This is a genomic window from Psychrobacillus psychrodurans, assembly GCF_050209195.1.
Lineage (GTDB): Bacteria > Bacillota > Bacilli > Bacillales_A > Planococcaceae > Psychrobacillus > Psychrobacillus psychrodurans.
In genome coordinates, this window is the sequence record NZ_CP189791.1 from 3,320,353 (window position 1) to 3,340,892 (window position 20,540).

Consider the following 20,540-nt stretch of genomic DNA (forward strand, 5'->3'; position numbering starts at 1 on the left):
CTAGCGATTCTCCGCTTCATTCTAGCGATTCTCCACTACATTCTAGTGATTCTCCGCTACATTCTAGCGATTCTCTCTTTTTCTATCTTTTTCAGTATATGCACAGGTTCTTTACCATATCCATTTATACTTAGTGTTTCTGGATGTTCCTATCTTGGTTAAATTCATTGATTGCAAGATTCTGTGCGCGATATATTTTGATTCTAAATGTAGAAAGTCTCTACATTGTTTATTAGTTATAGTATCGCTAATCAGCATAAACCAATCCCTTATGGCCCTTTCATGTCCGAGCTTATCAAAATAACCACAACGAGGACAAGTCCAGCCATTTTTTCTTTTTTCCATTCCATGAAAATTACAGCTTTCACACTGGACACCGCTTCTTAAATTTTCAGGATTAATACCCCAGCGTGTGCACATTGGAAAAGGAATATAAGTTTGTTGACCTACTTTTATTTGATTTTCAAATTTTTTCATTTTTTCAGAATCAAAATATACATTTTCGCGGGGAAGATTACGTAAATATACTGGGATGGTTTGCGGGAGAATAGCACTAAGTTTTTTCGGTGGTTCAATTACTCTCACTTTTGGATTGCTAAGAACAATAACACCGTATATTGGGATTGTCAGCCCATGATTCCCCAGCCATTCTTGTAGTAATTGAATATTTCGCGATAACTGAATTTCTGGGCTTTCAAAAACATCGACTTTACCATTGGGTGTTTCGCGCTCTAACTGCGCAGGGTTTTGTTTGAAAAATAACTTCCCACTTATATTTTTACTTTCGAGAATTACTAAGAAATAGGGAGTAAGAAAAATAGCATCTATTTGGAACTTACCGTTTGAATTTAATCCGATATTTTCAACGAAAAAGTATTCAAAAGGAAATGTATATTTCGCAAAAACTTCACTTATTCTACGTTCACCTTGCAGTCCAGCTCTTGCTGCCTTTTCTTTAGCTAAGATTATCTCCTTTTGAGGATGTGTATCATTCAATCTTTTTGCTAACATTTGTAGACCAATTAAATTATATTCGCAAGAATCCATTACTTTAAGCATACTTCACCTCCAATTGAATCGTAGCACAACAAAAGAAAATGTAAATTTCACCAAATAAGCTACTATTCAATTTTCCTCATAAAAAAATGGCCAAAAATGAATTTTGGCCAGCAAACTTAATCAACTATTGAATTTATAATATTTTCTGCTGTTTCTCTACCGTTCTTAATGCAAGCTACAATTCCAACCCCGTAATAAGAACAACCAGCCAACACCACATTTGGCATCTCATCAGCCATCTTAGCTGTTAATGATTGAATTGCATCCCCGTGTGCTAGATGATAATTTGGCATTTGATCATTCCATTTTGTTACTTCTATTACCTCAGGTTTGCCTGTTAATTTCAAGCTCATTTTAATATCTTGGAGCGCAACTTCTACTAGCTCTTCTTCACTCATATTCTTCATACTCTCAAAGGCTGAACTTGAGCTCTTATAGAACATACGAACAAGTAATTGATTGTCTTTTGACGTGTGTGTCCATTTACGACTTGTCCACGTACATGCATTACATTTCACATCACTATTTTCGGATACGATAAAACCAGTGCCCTCTGCTGGAATCTGATTATCTGGAATATCAAATCCAAGATATACACTAATAAGGGATGAATTTTTTAGTCTATTGAAATCGGTATCCAACTGTTCATCTTGAAGAATCAGCTGCGCTACATTATGAGGAGTAGCTAGCACTACACTATCTGCTTCAACCGTTTCCCCATTAGTCAATAAAACCGAATAACGTCCATCCTTCTTCTCTACTTTCTTTGTTGCCACACCTTTAATAATCGTAGATTCGCTCAGCACTTCCTCTAAGCGATCAATTAGTGTGGAAAGTCCATTTTGGAAAGAAATGAACTTTTTATTAGCTGCAGCTTGGAATTGTGCTCTGTTTTCCTCTAACCCCTTAATTATACTGCCGTATTTATTTTTATAGTCAATCAAATAAGGTAGTGTGGTAGCGATAGAAAGTTTATTTAGATCACCAGAGTAAACGCCTGATAACACAGGCACAATTTGTTTTTCAACTAATTCTTTCCCTAAGAAATACTCTAAAAATGACCCGACTGAGCTTTCTTTTGTAAAGCTCTCATTTTGTAATTCTAAATCTTTTAAAGCTTCTTTTTTCCCAGCATCTGATATTAGCGTACTGCTATTTAATGATTCAATACTTGTGGGAATACCGAATACAGTGTCTGCAGGAATCGCATGTAACTCATTGTTTGTGTAAATATACGAAATGCCTGTAGAGTTATACACTTTTTCATCTTCAAGATTTAGCTCTTCAATTAAATTTGTGATTGCTTCGTTTCTTGCAACAATTGAATCAGCTCCAACCTCCATAATGAAGTTGTCTTCCTGCATGGTATGGATCTTGCCACCTAAGTACTCGTTCGCTTCAACTAATACTAGCTCTATATCTAACGATTGTTCATTTTTAAGTTTTTGCAAATAATGCATAGTAGAAAGCCCTGTGATTCCGCCACCAATAACCACTATTTTTTTCAACCTAACCACTCCTTATATCAATTCATACAACTAGTATAAGCGTTTTTGAAAATTACCGATATGATTTACATCACTGCTAGAAGGTAAATTATGAACAAATAAAGAAGGTAGTTCTAATAATAAATATGAGTAGGAGGAGATAATACGTATACAGAGGATTAAATTTATGTGAAGACTATTTTGAAAACAGCAGTTTTGGGATATAAAACTTGAAGTAATATCTATTATTTTATTTATAGTACAGCCTTTTGCACACTATTAGCACTTTGGGCTTTCTTATAAAAAGGACCAATTATTAGGTTCTTTTCTCAATAAAAGTCCAAACAATAAAAATTAAAACTGATATCCCGATAATTAATGCAGATGCATTGAAGACGAAATCTAAATCCATTTCTCTTATCCACCTGGATTCTATTTCACCCTGATTTCTAATTTTTGTTAGTTGTGGAAGCTTTACTGTTCAAGCTATCTAACAATACATAGCCAAATATAACCCCAGCTATTGTTGTGAATGTAATATCCCCTACTAGCATAACCACATTTGAAAACCATAAATTCATTCCGTAGACAAGAGCAAAAAGTGGAATCATTGCAATATAGAGAGATGGTATTCCAATTACTATAATCTTCATCCAATCGAACGACCACCTTTGTTTATCTCTAATTTCTAAAATTAGTTTGGGTAATCGTAACAACATTCCAATAAAAATAGAGAAAAAGCTTGCAAATGATATATAAGGCTTAATATCAAATATGATTGCTGACTTTTCTCTTAATCTCATTTGATAATCCATCCCAAAATAAAAAACAAATCCAATTACTGCTGTTGAAAAGAAAATAAATAAAAACCTTTTCATTCTAGCTCCTCCTTTTAAAATAGAAAAGGATAGACTAGCATATTAAAGTGCTATCTATCCCGTCTATTATATTTTTTTTAGCACTGCACGTATGGGGCTTCCGTCCGCCCCTTCAATTTTCAGGGGTAAAGCGATTAAATCATAATCACCAGGCTCCACATTTTCCAGCAAGAGATTTTCTATAATATATACATCATTTCTAAACAGCGAATGATGCGCTAATAGCTCCTTACTTTCTATCCCATCAACTGATGGTTGGTCCGTGCCGATTAGAAAAATACCCTTTTCCTTTAAAAATGGTCCAATATTTTCTTTCAATGTATTAATCTTCTCAGGGAATTTTTCAGGTGATGCTGTATTCGTCGTTTTTAAAAGCAAACGCTCTACACCCGTTAAATCAAACCCCTCTAATTCCTCCCTACCAATCTCGGAAGCACCAACGACACTAACCACTTTTGCACGTCCAATATACATATTAACGTCAAGCATATCCAGTGTCTTTCCTTCACTTACATAATGAAATGGAGCATCTGCATGAGTTCCTGTATGCAAACTTGCTGTTATCGTCCCAACATTTGCAGCACCCCCCTCTTCCTTTGTAGCGGTTAGTTCATACTCAAAAATAGTATCCCCTGGCCATGTTGCTATTCTAGTCGAGATAGTTTGTGTAATATCAATCCATTCTTTGTTCATTTTCCTGACCTCCCTATAAATTTGTACGTAAATCCCAAAGCTCTGGGAAGAAACGATGGTCTAATACATGCCGTAAATAATTCACACCAGATGATCCTCCAGTGCCTTTTTTAAATCCTATTATTCTTTCTACCGTTTTCATATGACGAAAGCGCCACTGCTGGAGCCAGTCTTCTACGTCTACTAACTTTTCTGCTAATTGATACAAATTCCAGTACTTATCGACGTTTTGGTAAACTTCCTTCCATGCATTTGCTACTGATTCATCTCCGACGTACGTAATGGAATAATCTCGATTCAATAACTGAGTATTTATCGGAAACCCAGCTCGAGCCAAAGCTTGAATTGAAACATCATAAATACTTGGTGCATGAAAAGCATCTTGCAGCTCTTCATACAATTCTGTCTCTTGTTCGTAAATCTTCAGTATATGCTTAGTCCTATAGCCAAGGGCAAATTCAATTTGCCTATATTGAAAGGATTGAAAGCCAGAAGCCTTGCCCAGCTTATCTCGAAACTCTAAATACTCTGCAGGTGTTAGTGTGGAAAGGACATCCCAAGCCTGGATAATTTGTGTTTGAATTTTCGTCACTCGTGCTAACATTTTAAATGCAGATTGCATTTTATCCGCTTGTATAGCTTGAATTGCACTCGTAAGTTCATGCAATATAAGTTTCATCCAAAGTTCACTAACCTGATGAATAATTATGAATAGCATTTCATCATGATGTCCTGATAACCTTTGTTGACTGGCCAATAAATTATCTAGCTGTAAGTATTCACCATACGTCATTTCTTCTCGAAAATCTGTATGTATTCCACTTTCCCTATTATCATCTAGCATGCTATACCTCCTTTCTTAAGCAATAACATCACGTTTATTTTCATACTTTTTATAAAGCTCTTCCTTCATAATCAATTTTAAAATCCGCACTGTTTTCCATACATCCTCATACGAGTTATACAATGCAACTGGTGCTAAACGAATGCCATTTGGTGAACGAAAATCTGGAATAACTTGTTGCACTTTTAACGCTTTGCATATACGAGCTGCCTCATCATGTACTAAAAAGATATGACCTCCACGCTTCTCTGTTTCCCGTGGATTAGCAATTACAAAATTATATTCACTTAATTCGTGTTCGATTAACGTCATCATATAATTGGTTAACTTTAGTGACTTTTCTCGAATGGCATCTATTCCAACTTCTGCGAACATTTCTAAAGATCCATATAGCGGAGCACTACTCATTATATGCGGAGTTCCGATTTGATAGGCTCCTGCATTTGTTGCTGGAGTCATTTGAGTCGACAAATCAAATTGTTTTTCTTTATCAGAACCAAACCATCCCGCAAGTCCAGGCTTCCCACCAAAATGCTTACGATTTACATATAACCCCCCTGTTGCTCCAGGCCCACCGTTCACATGCTTATAGTTACACCAAAACGCAAAGTCCACATCCCATTTATCCAGTTCATGTGGTACAGATCCAATTGAATGACATAAATCAAAGCCAATCATAATACTTCGCTCATGAGCTGCTTCGGTCAGCATTTTGATGTCTAATACCTGACCACTTCGATATAACACACTAGGTAGTATTATTAAAGCTACGTCATCAGTCATCGCGCTTATAATATCTTCATCTTGTAATGTATAGCCATCATAACTTTTTACCAGTTTCATATGTTCATCACCATTAAATCCATGCAATGATAGCTGACTGCTAATTGCATATAAATCGGATGGAAAATTCAGTTCATCCGCTAATATTTTATTACGAATTCCTTCTGGTCTATAAAAACTAGCGACTAATTGATGTAAGTTTGCCGAGGTAGAGCCTGTTATGATAACCTCTTCTTTTGAAGCTCCTACTAGAGGGGCACACATCTCACTTAATGTTTCAGGGAAATAAAACCATGGGTGCTCCCCCTGCGTCCATCCGTCTATTCCATATTGTTTCCATGAATCTAGCAGCGTTAATACAGACTTTTCTGCCCGCTTAGATAGTAACCCGAGGGAATTCCCATCCATGTAAATGACATTCGGTTGGATATAAAATTCATTTCTATACTTTCCCAAAGCATCTTGCTCGTCTAAACTTTTCGCATATTCCACCATAGTACTCTGCATCTAAAACGTCACCAACCTTTTAGAAATCTAAATTTTCATTCTATTTATATAAATCATATGTTTTAATAGATTGAGTGTCAATGAATGAAAGGAAGGCTATTTTGTTAAACGGAAATTTTTCAATCTAATAACTCCTGTCACTATTAGATTATGCAACTTAACACTTACCAAAAAGTCTTAGTATCCGAGTAACCCTATAAATGCTACACACAAAAAAAGAGGCTAGGACAGAAGTAAAAATTTTATTGGATAAGGAGAAAGCTTTACTAAATAATGGATATTTAATCAAATTGATGGGAATGGAGGGGCGACTCCTACGGGAATAGCGTGACGCCTGAGACTACTGGCTCAGGCCACGCCCGTGGAAAGCGTCCCTGGAATGGAACTCAGTTTTGTACACAGCAAAAAAAACAGCATTTTTCTCACAGAGAAAAATGCTGTTTTGGGGTGCTGTACCAGCCTCTAAATTTAATATAAAAGTTTGATTATTTAAAACTCTACCTTGCTAAGTACCATTTACCCTTCAAAATTTATAATTTTTCGTATTGTTAGTGAGAAAAAAATCTATAAGTATTACGTCCACTCTTTTTTGCTTCATACAATGCATAGTCTGCATTAGTGAATAAATTATTTATATTGTCGCCGTCTTGTGGAAAGAAGGCAATACCGATACTTGAGGTTGTTTTAAAGTTATGTTCACCGATTTCCCAAACTTGCTGCAAGCTTTCTAGAATACGCTCTGCACAAGCACGGGCATCTTCCTCATGTTCGATATCAGACAATAAAATGGTGAACTCATCTCCACCTTGACGTGCTAATATGTCTCTGTCACGAATGCATTTACTCACCCTATGTGCAAATAATTTCAATAATTCATCCCCGATTGAATGACCAAGATTGTCATTTACCCATTTAAACTTATCGATATCCATATAGAGTAAAGCACATTTTCGTTGTTGGCGCTTCGCTTCTTTTAATGATTGTTGCATTTTTTCTTCGAATAATCTTCGGTTTGGCAATCCAGTTAAACTATCGTGGAAAGCCATTAATTTTAGTTCTTCTCTCAATTGCTTCTTTTCTTCCACATCACGAGAAACGATTAACAGAAAAGGTTTTCCATATTGTTCATCGATAAAGAAGGTTGCTTTTGACTCTACCCATAACCAAGTCTTAGTCGTATGCTTAAGTCTAAAATCCAAATTGGCGGAACCTTTTGTGCTCATAATTTGTTTAAACACCTTCGTAACATTTGGTAAGTCTTCTGGATGCACAAAATCCTTTGCAGAAACCCCTTCCAATTTATTTAAAGGTATTCCTAATACAGTAAAGTAAGAAGGAGATACATAGTTCGTCTGCCCATTTTCATCAATTACCGAAACTAAATCCGTCATATTTTCTGCGATTAATCGGTACTTTTCTTCATTATGAACTAAGTTCTCTAAAAGAACCTTTTTTTCTGTAATGTCTCGTAAAATCACTTGAACTGCTGACTCATCTTCATACTCAATACCTACAGAAGTTGTTTCTGTTAGGAACGTCGAACGATCTGCACGTAACATTTTTTGCTCTACAATTTCTTTTGGGAAATTCCCCTCTACTGTAATACGTCGAATTTTACTTTGGACTACTTCCCATGAATCAGGATGAACAAAATCTAGCACATGTCTCCCTAGCATTTGCTCTGGCCTTTTAAATCCGAACATTTCTACTGCTGCAAGATTAATGTAGCGTATGACTCCGTAACTTAAAACATAAATGGGTTCCGGTGATGCATTTAGTAAAGATTTGTACCTATCTTTGCTATTTCTAAGGGCTACTTCCATTTTCTTTCTCTCAGTAATGTCTCTAGATATCCCAGAAAATGCAACCACATTACCATTTTGGTCATTCAAAGGGGATAAGGTGAAACTTACTTCTATAGGTGATCCATCTTTCTTTAAACAGGTTGCTTCCAGCCCTTTTATATGGTGACCATTTTTCAGTTCCTCACGTTGTTTATTTACCGTATCCATTCTCTCCTTTGGAATCGTCGGCAATGGCTTGCCAACCAGTTCATCGACTTTCCAACCGTACATTTCTTCAAATGCCGGATTAACTGTCAAAACATTCCCGTTTGTATCAATTAAATCAATCGCATCCGCAGAGGAATGTAGTAATGAATGCAGCCTCTCTGCAGTTTCTAGCAGGGTTGCTTTAGTTTGAACTAGTTCAGTTACATCTTTCGCTATTATCATCACAGCAAAAATTTCTCCATTGTCTAACATCGGAATATTTTTCACTTGTAAATGAAGAATATCCCCGTTCCTTCGATAGGCGTCTGCTTCATAAGCACAGGATTCACCAAGTAAGGTTTTTACGAATAATCGTTTCACATTATAATCCCTACTTGGAACTAAGATATTCTGATAATGTAACTCTGATCGTTCTGCATTAGTGTACCCGAATATATTAGTGCCTGCTTTATTAATATCCAACACGTGGCCACTTTCATCTAACAAGAAAATAGCATCAGGATTATTGCTTATTAAAAATCGATACATATCAATTGAAATACTATTAAATAATCTTTCCATATAGATTTTCCTTCCATACTACTATTTGAACTTTCCGTACTAATTTTAAGTAAATTTTATTTTATTTCTTCCAAAAATGAATCAGTCAATCGGACCATAAAAAGGATAGGTTTTAGGGAAATATTTGGTAGAAGACTTCCGACTTGAAGGTTCCTTCGAGGGGAAGTAGTGGGATTCTTTTTCTCTTATACTTTTCTTGCACACATTATCTATAGATTCTGAAGAAAAACTCCACTTAACTAAACGATAGTTAGATCACTGTTTACTTAAGTGTAGTGTAGTTATTTCATCATTATTAATAGCTATTTGATATAATTTACCCTAAAACTAAATACCTAATCAACAAGTTATCTGAACGAAAAAAAGTAATCACCATTAAGGTAATTACTCCACTAAACTTCAATTCATCTTCAAATCAGTTAAAACGATAACATTGGGGTGATTGCAAAGTCTTGTAACTGGAATATCTTCCGTTATATCTCCCCTTAACAACGCTTTTATGGCCGTTCTTTTTTCTTCTCCAACTGCTATTAAAAGAATGCATTTTGCTCTCATTATTGAGGCAATGCCCATTGTAATGGCTTGCTTAGGAACCTCATTGATTGTATCAAAAAATCTTGCGTTTGCAGATCTTGTGGAAACTGTTAATTCGACAACATCTGTCTCACTATGAAACGACGTTCCTGGTTCATTGAAACCTATATGACCATTCACACCAACACCTAGTAATTGCATATCCACTGTTAGTGATTTCAATAAGTCTTCATATCGTAATGCTTCGGCATGTACATCTTCTGCTACACCATCTGGAATATATGTAGCTTTGAATGGTTTTGATTCGAAGAGATGATTCTGCATAAACGTATAATAGCTTTCGGGATGCCCTTGTGGAATTCCCACGTACTCATCCAAGTTCACACTCTTACAATGAGAAAAATCCAACGAACTATTTCGTAGTTTTTCATATAGCGGAATCATGGTACCACCCGTTGCTAATCCAAATGTAGTTGCACCATTCTTTAATTGCGCTGAAAATAATTCTTCTGCACGACTATATAAATCATCCTTATCTTCCCATACTTCTAAATTTAATGTCATATTTAAACCACCTTTTTCCTAAATTGCAATTACGCACTATTTACTTACAGTTAATGAAAAATCATTTTATTTAATTTCTCCATTTGCTTCAAGTAGTGAAGTCACTGGCACTAATGATTACTCTAGGTAAAATCTATTCTATTTCTGTATTTCTTCAACATGGTTTCATTATGAAACTGGCTATCTGATAAATTTGCGCTTTTAAAAACAGGTAATTCTTCAGACTCTTTACTTATCTCCTCGATAACTTGGCATATGAGTGCATTAAGAAGTGCAGCACCAACAACCGTCGAAGCCGGTCCGTATTGCAGTCCCTTATTACTTAATAGTCCGTCACCGACAGGAACATATGTATTTAATACGATATCTACTACTTCCTCTAGTCTTTGACCACTCGCATGTCGGCCTTCCTGGTCTCTGTAAGATAAAGATTGAAGTGAGATGACCAAAATTCCAGCTTCCTTCCCTAAGAAAGCCATATCTATTGGTGCTGGATTGCGACCAGAAGTAGAAATAACAATTAGAATGTCATTCGGTTCAAAGCTTACTTGATCCTTATATTGTCCGATGAGCGTAGGATCTTTCTCGTTACTTGAAGAAGTCAGTGCACCTTTATGTAGCATTAAAGGCTCTATATTAATGGGAGCAACAGGTACTAGCCCACCTGCACGGTAATATGCTTCCTGGGCCAAAAGATGAGAATGTCCACAACCAAATAATTGAAGTATTCCGCCCTTTTTAATTCGCTCAGCAATCAGTTTTGAAGCATTCTCTATATTCTCATTTTCTTGTTGTGCAACCTTCTCCAGTAAAATATTTATTTCTTTCCAATAGGACTGCAAATGATCACCTCCATTTTCATATAATTTTCAAATACAATATTTCCACGACAGATTGTTTTTTGTACATTCAATTCCATATCTAATATAACTAAATCCGCATCATAGCCTTCACCAATATATCCTTTGTGGGATAAGCCTAATTGTTTCGCAGCATTTGTAGAGGACATTGAAACAAGTTCCTTCAATGAACAATTCGTCGACAGTTTCATATTCCGAACGGCCTGATCCATTGTAAGTATACTTCCCGCTAAAGCACCACTAGAAAGATGAGCACCCTTTTCTGTGACATGAACAGTTTGTCCACCAAGATCATAATCCCCATACTCTAATCCTTTTGCACGCATAGCATCAGTTATTAATATTATTTCTTCTGCACCTTTTAAACGGTATGCAAAATTTACTGCCCTCGTATGACTATGTATATAATCGACGATAATTTCGACTTGCATGCGGTCTTCCATCAATACTGATCCGACTACACCTGGTTCTCGATGATGGAACGGACGCATTTGGTTATATAAATGAGTAGCCTGTTTAGCTCCTAATTGAACTGCCTTTTCTACTTCTTCTGAATTGGCATCTGAATGTCCAATTGAAACGACAATACCTTCCTTACTCATAACCTGTACAAATTCAAAACCACCAGATATTTCAGGAGCAACTGTCACTTGTTTAATACGATTACCACTTAGTTGTTGCCAGTTTAGAAATTGTTCAACAGATGGTTCTGTAATATGCTCTACCGGCTGTGCACCTGCCCATTTTGTAGATATATATGGTCCTTCTACATGGATTCCTAAAACTTCAGCTTCATCTTCATTATTTACAAACGTACTTACATTCTTGAGTGCAACTTCAATTGCTTCCACTGCCTGAGTAATTGTCGTCGGTAAGTAGCTTGTAGTCCCTTCTTTTACTAAAGAACGTGAAATCCCCCTAAGTGCTTCTTCCGTAGCATCCATCATGTCAAAACCAGCTGATCCATGAATATGCATATCGATGAAACCGGGCATAATTATCCAATTTTTTGAAGTTCCATCTATATAGACATCTGCCTCTACTTGTAAAGCTTGTCCTATTTGTTCAATTTTACCCTCTCGGATAAATAGATCTCCAATACACTCTTGGTCATAATTCACAATAGTTACATTTGAAATGAGAATGGTTTGTTTCATTTATAACACCTCCGCAGTTTGCTTAGTAACAGTATAGATTAATAAAACCTAAAAGGATAAAGAAAAGCCGTTTAATGTGGAATCCCATATTAAACGGCTTTTTCAATTAAATCAATTTGAATAAAAGTAAGTAGCAATCAAATATAATTAACGTTGATTTTCGCTCTAGGCGGACGCTTTCTGCGCAAGGCTTCAATCTCCTAATTACTGCGAAAACATATGCTCCCTCAGTTACTCTTCGCCAAAACATAGGTCAGCTTGCTCTGGAGTCGCGCCTTGCTCTCCAATAAATGAAATGAAATGAAATCAACTCAATTAATAACTATTTACGAATTTTATCAATTTCGTCAGCAACAAATTGTACGCTTGTTCCTACAATAACTTGAATACTTTTCGGTCCCACTACATTAATACCTGGAACACCAGTGTCTTTAATTTTCTTTTGATCGACCTTATCCATGTCTAATACTTCTACACGTAAACGGGTTGTACAGTGATCTACAGAAGCAACATTCGCATCTCCACCTAGACCATCATAAATTCTAGCTGCCATATTTGAAAACTTATCATCAGTTGAAACTTCAACAGTATCATCCGTCTCATCTGTATCATCTTCTCTACCAGGAGTTTTTAAGTTAAACTTCACGATTAAGAATCGGAATAAGAAATAATAGATAACTGCAAATACTAACCCTTGAAGTACTAGCATAAGTGGTTGATTTGCTATAGGTACACTAAGACTCAAAAGGTAATCGACAAGTCCTGCACTAAATCCGAAGCCTGCTGTCCAGTTAAAGGATGCAGCGATGAATAAAGATAAACCTGTTAATGCTGCATGAACTACATAAAGGGCAGGAGCTAAGAACATAAATGCAAATTCTAACGGTTCAGTTACACCTGTAAAGAAGGCTGCAAAGCCAGCTGCAAGCATAAGAGAAGCTGCTTGTTTTTTTCTTTTCGTTTTAGCTGTATGATACATCGCGAGAGCTGCCGCCGGTAACCCGAACATCATAATCGGGAAGAATCCAGCCTGATACATACCAGTTACACCCTTAACACCTTCACTTGCCCAGAACTTACCAATATCATTAATACCAACTGTATCAAACCAAAATACTGCGTTTAGTGCATGATGCAATCCTGTAGGTATTAGAAGTCTATTAAAGAATCCATAAAGCCCAGCACCTACTGCTCCTAGATTACTAATTGATTCACCAAAGTTAACTAAACCACCAAAAACGATTGGCCAAATATAAAATAGTGCTGCAGAAGCAACTAACATTGCAACAGCTGACATGATAGGAACTAAACGTTTTCCACTGAAGAATGCTAAGAAGTCAGGTAATTTTACGTGACTGAAGCGGTTGTACATTACTGCAGCGACAAGACCAGAAAGAATACCTATAAATGCATTATTAATTTTTCCAAATGCAGGATCAACGTTCTCCACATCGATTCCTTGTAATAATGAAACTGTTCCACTTGAAAGCATTGTTGTGACAACTAGGAAAGCAACTAATCCACTTAAAGCAGACGCACCATCCTTTGCTTTGGACATCCCGATTGCAACTCCTACTGCAAATAGAATAGGAATATTGTCGAGGATGGATCCGCCAGCTTTTATCAAAAAGGCAGCTAAGACATTTCCAGATCCCCAACCTTCATGATCGATCCCGTATCCAATACCCATTAATATAGCAGCTGCAGGTAGTACAGCAACTGGAAGCATTAAAGAACGTCCCAGCCTTTGTAAAAATTTCATCATAATCTTTTTCCCCCTTTTTACTGTTCATAAATAAAATATAATAATATAAAATAATGCCAAATTACTAAACTTGCTTTCTTAAACGTTCAATATGCAGTGCAATATAGCCTAACTCTTCTTCGGGAAACTCAATACCATGTTCATCCTTCAGTTCTTTTGCTATGTGAGTTGCACAACTATAACCAACCGGGAATTTCTTTTGAATCATTACTAACATTTCTTCATCCATCATATGAAGCTCAGACTGATTTAACCTTGTTAATGCAAAACGCAGATGGGTAATTAATCGATGATAGGAAATGTCGTTTTCCTCCATCTCAATGTTCAAGTACTGTTTAATCGATAAAACCATACCTTTTATTAAATTCGTTTGTCTTATAGTCTGATGTAAATCCCCCCCTTGAATTTTCATCGTATGTATGTGAAGCGCTATGTAAGCCGCTTCATCAACAGGCATTTCTACCTGACACGTATTATTTATATGCTGGATTGCCCAAAGACCGATTTCAAACTCCGATCTATATAAAACACGAATCTCATGGAGTAATCTGTTATTAAGATTAATACCATCCTTAGCTCGTTCAATTGCAAACGAAATATGGTCTGTCAACGCTATATGAATATGCTCATTCAATCTTGTGTTTAAATATTCTTCAGCGTAGGTGATTATTTCTTCTGAGATAGTAAAATGTTCTTCTGGAATTCTGCTTAATAGCTGCACTAACTTGTCATTTTCTTGCATGACAAAAATCTTCTCAATTTTGGAACCAATGATAATATCATTTCGTTTCTTTTGAAAAGCTATGCCAGAGCCAATTGCTATTTTTTCTCTTCCATCTTGTATAACAATCACAGCGTTATTATTAAGTATCTTTGTGATCTTAATGGAAAGTCAGCCTCCTTTCACATACTTACCATCTGCACTTACTTCGAAGAAACAGACATTACTAACGTTTCACCCGCAACACTTGCTGTGTCATCAGCATATTCTACAGATCTATCTGTACTATTAGTAATTACGATTGGTGTAATAATACTTGGCACTTTATCTTTAATAAAATCCCAATCCACTGCCATAATCTTTTGTCCGACAGAAACTACGTCTCCTTCTTTTACAAATACATTAAAACCTTCACCTTTTAATGTAACCGTTTCCAATCCGACGTGAATTAGCAGCTCAGTATCATCTTTTGTACGAATCCCTATAGCATGCTTTGTTTTGGAGATTAGCACAACCGTACCATCGATTGGCGCGACAACATCTCCTCCGATTGGCATAATAGCTACTCCCTCGCCCATCATTTTTTGGCTAAAAACTGGATCTGGTACCTGTTCTAAAGGAACTACTTGACCATTTAGTGGTGCGAATACTTGTACTTTGTTTTTTTTCATAAATTTAGAAAACATTAGTAGAACTCCTTTGTGTAGATGTATTTTCTAGTTGTAAAAAAACCGTTTTATTAATATATATTGATTCAAGATGCCTATAAGAACATAAAAAGACATGGGGCAAAGGAAAAGAATAATAATATTCTCTCTCGTTTTACCACCATGCCTGAAAGTTCAGTAACATGTGACCAATATGTGTATTTATAATCCGATAATATCATCAAAGGTTCAAGAATGCAACCTAAATTTATGTGATCGAAAACATCTACAGTTTAATAAAGAAAAGTTCTTCCTTTTTCCGAAATTTTATGTGCAAGTCGAATCGTTGAAACTGCTAACTCTGCGTATGTTACTTCTTTTTTAGGATTGAATGTACCTTCATCTGCCTCTAATAAAGCAGTCGAGTTAGCTAATGCGACATAACCTAGGAGTTCCTTTTGTACTTTATCAGCATCTGTAAATGGAAGTTTATAGATTGTAGAATTTTCAGCTGCCTGCTCCAGTCCTAATGCCCGTATATACCAAACCGCTAACTGTTCTTTACTAATCGATTCATCTATTGCAAAGTTCTTCGTATCAGGTTTTATTACACCCATTTCAACAGCGCGCTCAACGGATTGATATAATGGATGTGCAGCATCTATATTTTCGAATGTTTGTTTCTGATTCTCCTGCTCAGGATAATAATAGCCATCATACATATAAGTTAGTGATTTCATAATTACCTTTAGAGCTTCTCCTTTTGAAATAGAAGCATCTCCATCAAACTTTTTTGGATCTTTTATATCTAACACATTTGTGCTAATAAGATAATTTAACTCATCTTCTGCCCATGGATGTGAAACTTGTGTTGATGTATTTTCTCCGTAAAGACTTTGCCATTCTCCAGTGATAGCATCTAGAGAACTAAAAGACTTGTCATTAAATAGTGGTGAGTAAACAAGATCATAATGATTATTATCTTGTTTATGGTCTGTCTTCATATAATTTAGTTTTAAACTTAAGGCCTTATTCAATATATTTTTCGCTTCTTTTTCTGAAATAGCCTTTTCTGGCGATGGCCAGTTTTCTACCTCTTGATAATTTACATAAAGATTATTTAACGAACCATCCTTCGTTACACCTACACTAATATAATCACCAGAAACAATCACTCCGTTTGCAACTCTCGGAAAATTAAACATATATCCCCCTTGCATTTCATCCAAATATGCTGCTTCCATAGGTTTTGCATAGTTATGCAGGTAAGATGGAACCCATTTCTTAATATAGGCAATTGCTTTTTCAAGAGCCTGTTTCTCCGACAATGGCTTCACTTCACTAGGCTTCTCTCCTAGTTGCTCTAAAATTTGACTCTTCATATTTTGGTACTGGATGACTTCGCCTGTTTGTTTATTAATTTCTAGGCTTGCTCCTGTACCACCACCATTTGGTAAACTGTACATATATTGAATACTTATAACTTCCTGTCCATTATAATTATCGATCTCTCTAATTGATTCTATGTTCAATTTAACATCTTTCAAATCGACTTTTAGTAGTTGTTCAGCTACTTTTTTTGCCTCTTCCATAGTTGTCCCTCCCTCTTTCTTTGTTGGGAGTGGTTTTGATGCCAGCATAACTATATTTGATTTCTTAGGAAAGGCTGTTGAGTATCCATTTAATGTTAGATATTTTCCAGATGAAGCATGTACTCCAAGAAAATTAGGTGACGGCTGATAAACAAGTCGAACATGGCGTTCACCGGTTTGGTTATCTGTTTCTATCTGATATTGTTTTTCTACGTATAGATTTTCTTTTATCTTTTTTAATATGGCATCCTTTGCTTGGGCTTTTTTTACATCATCAAAGGTAGATGCTTTGTTAGAGTTCAGATTTCTATAAAAACCAACTATCTCTCCATTACCTAAAACTGAAACTTCTATTCGTTGATCAGCAATAGAAACTTTGTTTTTTAAGCGAGTGTAAGAGAATGAGTATCGGATAGGTTCAGTTAATAATTGAGTCGGATAATATCCATAAGCATCTGTTTCTAATTGGTATTCCCCACCCTGAAGATATTTTTTCATAAAATCTCCTGCAATTTTCTGTGCTTCCTCTTTGGAAACTTTAGCTGGAAAGAGTGCATCTGTTACAGTCGCCGGTTGATAAGAAAAATTCTCTATTTGTAGATCCTTTCCTACAAATGAAACATTTCCATATAACTGCTTTCCGTTGATGGTTTTCGTAAAGTATAGATCATAACGCATTGTCTCTTCACCAGGGTAATAATATCCACCGTTCATTTGAAAATCAGCATTCGTTATAAAATCGAATTGCTTCGGAAACAATCCACGAAACTTCTTGATCAAATCTTCTTTTGTGAAAACATTCTCTGTTGATGCTGCTTTAATTTGTACAGGCAGTTGTTCATTCAAAGTTGAAGTTGCATTTACGTTAGCAGAAAAAAGTCCAAATGATAATGCAGAAGCCCCTAATATGATACCAACATGTTTAAAACCCATAAAAAAATCTCTCCTTCTTTTGCAGTCTTTGAATTCTATGATTGACGAAGAAAGAAAATGCCAATTATTTGATATGGAACTATTTAATCCAATTAAAGTGCAATTGAATTATAATGAGTAAATAGGAGGTGAGTAATTTTTCTTTCATACGTTCAATTCGAAAAATATACCAATTTTTTGTAGATAGACCTCTTGACAGCGGGACTATTATAAATAATCTTTATCAGATTTCACATGTTATTGGTTCTGGTAGCTATGGAATTATTTATTATTGTAAAGATATACAAACAAATGAAATAAAAGTCCTGAAACAACTGCGACCGAGCAAAAATCGAACAAAAAGCGGAGTAGCTTTATTTGAAAACGAAATTTCGATTATTAGTAGGTTGCAACACTCTAACATGCCACAGTTTTACGAAGCTTTTTCAGTGAATGGTTCTTATTTTTACTCGATGAATTACATAGAGGGTATAAACATGGAGGACTTGATCTTCTCAATAAATCAAACATTCAATAGCATTTATATTAGATTTACTTTCTTTAATAGATCACTTACACGAAAGGTATATTCTCCATGGAGATATACGAATTTCTAACATTTTAACTAACAAAGGTAAACTTTTCCTTATTGATTTTGGCTTGTCAAAGGTAGAACAGAACGACTCCAAATTTTTAGAGATGAAACAAGGGGACTATTATGATTTAGGCGAAGTACTCCTATATTTACTATACACGACCTTTTCTTCGAAAAATAAAAAAGCCCTTCCTTGGACAGAAGAACTTTCATTAGAAAAGAAAACTGTTAAATTACTGAAAAAATTACTACAAATCGATGAAGCCTATACCACCTTTGAATGCATTGTAAAAGATGTAGAAGCTGCACTTTTAGAAATCACTAAAAATTAATTTAGCTACTACTGCGTCCTTTACGTTTGTAGTAGTTACTCCCACCTAACGGATTACGTTTAAATCGGTTACTACTGCTGCTACTTCCTCGTTTATAATAGTTTCTATGACGATCGCTGCTGCTCCCTTTACGATAATGGCCATGTTTGCGCTCACTACTTCCTCTGGAAGCATTTTTGATTTGTTTCATTATTTTCTTAAACATAAAACCCTCTTTTCTTATTATTATATTTAGTCTATCATAGCAAGTCTAACTAACTTACTGAATTACTTTTTTAGCTATTTCACTGTTATGCATCTTTAGATAATAAACGTAATCTATATGAATTCATGGCTGTTTCACCAAGTTGGTCAAGCAAATTATAGTTAGCAACAGCACCTACCATCGCTCCAATTCCGGGTAGTAATTGGAACATTTTCACAAGATCAATATAATCCCGATATTCCTGTTGAAAGTCTCTCCAATCCATCTCACCAATTAAATGCTTTTGCTGCTCCCAGTTTTCTATTATTTCCAACGTTTCTTTTCGTTTTTCCTCACTAGAAAAAGCTAAAAGGAATATATGCAAAATGAAAAGTCGTTCCTCGTATTCATCCGTATCAAACCCATAAACCCCAGCTGCTTCAAATAGAAATTTCATTTTAATGGATAACAGTAGTGGAAAGTCAGCAAGTCCAAGGAAAATACCTCCCGCCCCCGTTCCTGCCCCTTCTACAACGGCCGTTTTCCTAAACGTAGTGAGTTTTTCCTTTAATAGGTCATCCCGCTCCTGAAGGCTATGCTCTAGTGGTAGCCTTTTTTTCATCTTTATATTCGAGCCAACTAGCGTTGCTTTTACCATGGTTTTAATGCTTTCGGTCATGACTTGGTGGACCTTTTCAGGGATAATCCCATTAATCTTTGATTGTATGTTTTTAGATGTACGCCCTATTAGTCCAGTTCGTTTTGTCATTTTCCTCTTCCAAAGAAAAAGTTCCTCCTCAACTTTCCATCTATATGTATCCATCTTTTCATACCCCTTATCTATTACTATTATGATTCATTATAGCTTATTACAGTTGTTATTAAATTGGTCCGAGGGTCGGTTGTCTCTCCGTCTGAAGAAGTAGTGGAAAAAAGCGGAAGCATAATTGGTATTTGGAAGTGTTAATGGAGCTTATTGCAAGCTCTAATCTACTGAAGTCGTCGTCTTCCATTACAATCACAAAGAATGTAGTAACTAAGTAATAATTTATATTCAGCCTTTCTATTAAACACGTTGTATTATTTCTTAAAACCAGCGAGATATAGTTGTAAAAAAAACATGATACCTATTGAATCAGGTACCATGTTCTCATTTAATTAGCTATTATCTTTTTTTCTGTTTAGTAAAGTTATTTTTCTCAAGCTTAATATATGCTGCTGAGACACGCTCGAACTCTTCTTCGCTTTCCATCATGACAAAGTTATTGTCGTCGTTTACTCGGAAAAAGAAAATACCTATTTCTTCTTCTGAATCTTCTTGTATGTCCTCTATAAAACTAACTGCTACGTACTCAGTGTCTTCTATATTCAAATAACCTAAAACCTTCATTTCCTGTTCTTGATCATTTTCGTCTAACACCTTAAATGTTTTGCCAATATCTAGTTTACCTTCATTCTGTAACATCCCTTATACCTCCTACCAAAACTACCTTACTTGTGAATTGAAAAAAAGAGGAAATACTCCTCTCTTTCTAATTCCCTATTCTTCGTCTTCTACCGCTTCTTCAGCCTCAAGAAATGCTGCAGATACTTTTTCAAATTCCTCATCCGTTTCGATTTCCGCTAAGTCTTCTCCTTCAACCACTTGGAAAAAGAAAACGTCCATGTCTTCGTCTGTTTCTTCTTGAGTATCCTCCGCAAAAGCAACCGCTGCATATTCTTTATCTTCAATTGTTAGAAGCCCGATTACTTCGATTTCTTGTTCGCGATCATCTTCATCTAATACTGTTAGGATTTCTCCCACTTCGATGCTACCCATTTTTTCTTCCATTCAAAATTCCTCCTCATATTGT

General features: G+C 35.7%; 19 protein-coding genes. 2 read left to right on the forward strand and 17 right to left on the reverse strand.

The window, feature by feature from the left end; genetic code table 11:
- Positions 1-111 precede the first annotated feature (111 nt).
- The 14 genes from ACQCPR_RS16360 to ACQCPR_RS16425 all read right to left on the reverse strand — a co-directional run bounded on the left by ACQCPR_RS16360 (position 112) and on the right by ACQCPR_RS16425 (position 17,597).
- Entirely contained in the window at positions 112-1,059 is a 948-nt protein-coding gene (locus ACQCPR_RS16360) for an NERD domain-containing protein (protein ID WP_427137558.1), read from the reverse strand.
- 116 nt (positions 1,060-1,175) lie between these two features.
- Positions 1,176-2,567 carry a protoporphyrinogen oxidase gene (locus ACQCPR_RS16365; RefSeq protein ID WP_427137559.1) on the reverse strand — a complete coding sequence of 464 codons (1,392 nt, stop codon included), beginning with the start codon at positions 2,565-2,567 and terminating at the stop codon, positions 1,176-1,178.
- A gap of 428 nt (positions 2,568-2,995) precedes the next feature.
- Positions 2,996-3,424: a hypothetical protein gene (locus ACQCPR_RS16370; RefSeq protein WP_427137560.1), complete on the reverse strand. Its 429-nt coding sequence runs from the start codon at positions 3,422-3,424 to the stop codon at positions 2,996-2,998.
- A 66-nt stretch (positions 3,425-3,490) separates the two neighbouring features.
- Positions 3,491-4,117, reverse strand: coding sequence for an arylformamidase (kynB, locus tag ACQCPR_RS16375; RefSeq protein ID WP_090569068.1), 627 nt, complete (start codon positions 4,115-4,117; stop codon positions 3,491-3,493).
- Between the two features lie 13 nt (positions 4,118-4,130).
- Positions 4,131-4,961: a tryptophan 2,3-dioxygenase gene (gene kynA, locus ACQCPR_RS16380; protein ID WP_427137561.1), complete on the reverse strand. Its 831-nt coding sequence runs from the start codon at positions 4,959-4,961 to the stop codon at positions 4,131-4,133.
- A 15-nt stretch (positions 4,962-4,976) separates the two neighbouring features.
- The gene (kynU, locus tag ACQCPR_RS16385; protein WP_427137562.1) at positions 4,977-6,251 is read right to left on the reverse strand and encodes a kynureninase; all 1,275 of its coding nucleotides are present in this window, start codon (positions 6,249-6,251) and stop codon (positions 4,977-4,979) included.
- 548 nt (positions 6,252-6,799) lie between these two features.
- Positions 6,800-8,824, reverse strand: coding sequence for a PAS domain S-box protein (locus ACQCPR_RS16390; RefSeq protein ID WP_427137563.1), 2,025 nt, complete (start codon positions 8,822-8,824; stop codon positions 6,800-6,802).
- Between the two features lie 399 nt (positions 8,825-9,223).
- Entirely contained in the window at positions 9,224-9,922 is a 699-nt protein-coding gene (locus ACQCPR_RS16395; RefSeq protein WP_427137564.1) for a glucosamine-6-phosphate deaminase, read from the reverse strand.
- Between the two features lie 122 nt (positions 9,923-10,044).
- A complete protein-coding gene (locus tag ACQCPR_RS16400; protein ID WP_427137565.1) occupies positions 10,045-10,764 on the reverse strand; it encodes a sugar isomerase domain-containing protein in 720 nt (239 codons plus the stop codon).
- Positions 10,740-11,939 carry an N-acetylglucosamine-6-phosphate deacetylase gene (gene nagA, locus ACQCPR_RS16405; protein WP_427137566.1) on the reverse strand — a complete coding sequence of 400 codons (1,200 nt, stop codon included), beginning with the start codon at positions 11,937-11,939 and terminating at the stop codon, positions 10,740-10,742. Before nagA ends, ACQCPR_RS16400 begins: the two co-directional genes overlap by 25 nt.
- A gap of 322 nt (positions 11,940-12,261) precedes the next feature.
- Positions 12,262-13,704: an N-acetylglucosamine-specific PTS transporter subunit IIBC gene (nagE, locus tag ACQCPR_RS16410; RefSeq protein ID WP_269922486.1), complete on the reverse strand. Its 1,443-nt coding sequence runs from the start codon at positions 13,702-13,704 to the stop codon at positions 12,262-12,264.
- Between the two features lie 64 nt (positions 13,705-13,768).
- The gene (locus ACQCPR_RS16415) at positions 13,769-14,590 is read right to left on the reverse strand and encodes a PRD domain-containing protein (protein ID WP_093495983.1); all 822 of its coding nucleotides are present in this window, start codon (positions 14,588-14,590) and stop codon (positions 13,769-13,771) included.
- A gap of 38 nt (positions 14,591-14,628) precedes the next feature.
- A complete protein-coding gene (locus tag ACQCPR_RS16420; RefSeq protein ID WP_340880437.1) occupies positions 14,629-15,111 on the reverse strand; it encodes a PTS glucose transporter subunit IIA in 483 nt (160 codons plus the stop codon).
- 254 nt (positions 15,112-15,365) lie between these two features.
- On the reverse strand, positions 15,366-17,597 hold the full coding sequence (locus tag ACQCPR_RS16425; protein ID WP_427137567.1) for a YcdB/YcdC domain-containing protein: 2,232 nt from the start codon (positions 17,595-17,597) through the stop codon (positions 15,366-15,368).
- A gap of 128 nt (positions 17,598-17,725) precedes the next feature.
- Between ACQCPR_RS16425 and ACQCPR_RS16430 the strand changes: the two genes are divergently transcribed.
- Positions 17,726-18,193, forward strand: coding sequence for a protein kinase domain-containing protein (locus ACQCPR_RS16430; protein WP_427137568.1), 468 nt, complete (start codon positions 17,726-17,728; stop codon positions 18,191-18,193).
- Positions 18,165-18,503: a hypothetical protein gene (locus ACQCPR_RS16435; RefSeq protein WP_427138962.1), complete on the forward strand. Its 339-nt coding sequence runs from the start codon at positions 18,165-18,167 to the stop codon at positions 18,501-18,503. Before ACQCPR_RS16430 ends, ACQCPR_RS16435 begins: the two co-directional genes overlap by 29 nt.
- A 290-nt stretch (positions 18,504-18,793) precedes the next feature.
- Here ACQCPR_RS16435 and ACQCPR_RS16440 read toward each other — a convergent pair whose 3' ends face one another.
- From ACQCPR_RS16440 to ACQCPR_RS16450, 3 genes are all read right to left on the reverse strand, one after another.
- Entirely contained in the window at positions 18,794-19,510 is a 717-nt protein-coding gene (locus tag ACQCPR_RS16440) for an EcsC family protein (protein ID WP_340880441.1), read from the reverse strand.
- A gap of 342 nt (positions 19,511-19,852) precedes the next feature.
- Positions 19,853-20,152 carry a DUF1292 domain-containing protein gene (locus tag ACQCPR_RS16445; protein WP_090569033.1) on the reverse strand — a complete coding sequence of 100 codons (300 nt, stop codon included), beginning with the start codon at positions 20,150-20,152 and terminating at the stop codon, positions 19,853-19,855.
- A gap of 75 nt (positions 20,153-20,227) precedes the next feature.
- Complete coding sequence (locus ACQCPR_RS16450; RefSeq protein WP_090569188.1) at positions 20,228-20,506, reverse strand: DUF1292 domain-containing protein; 279 nt, start codon at positions 20,504-20,506, stop codon at positions 20,228-20,230.
- Positions 20,507-20,540: the final 34 nt, after the last annotated feature.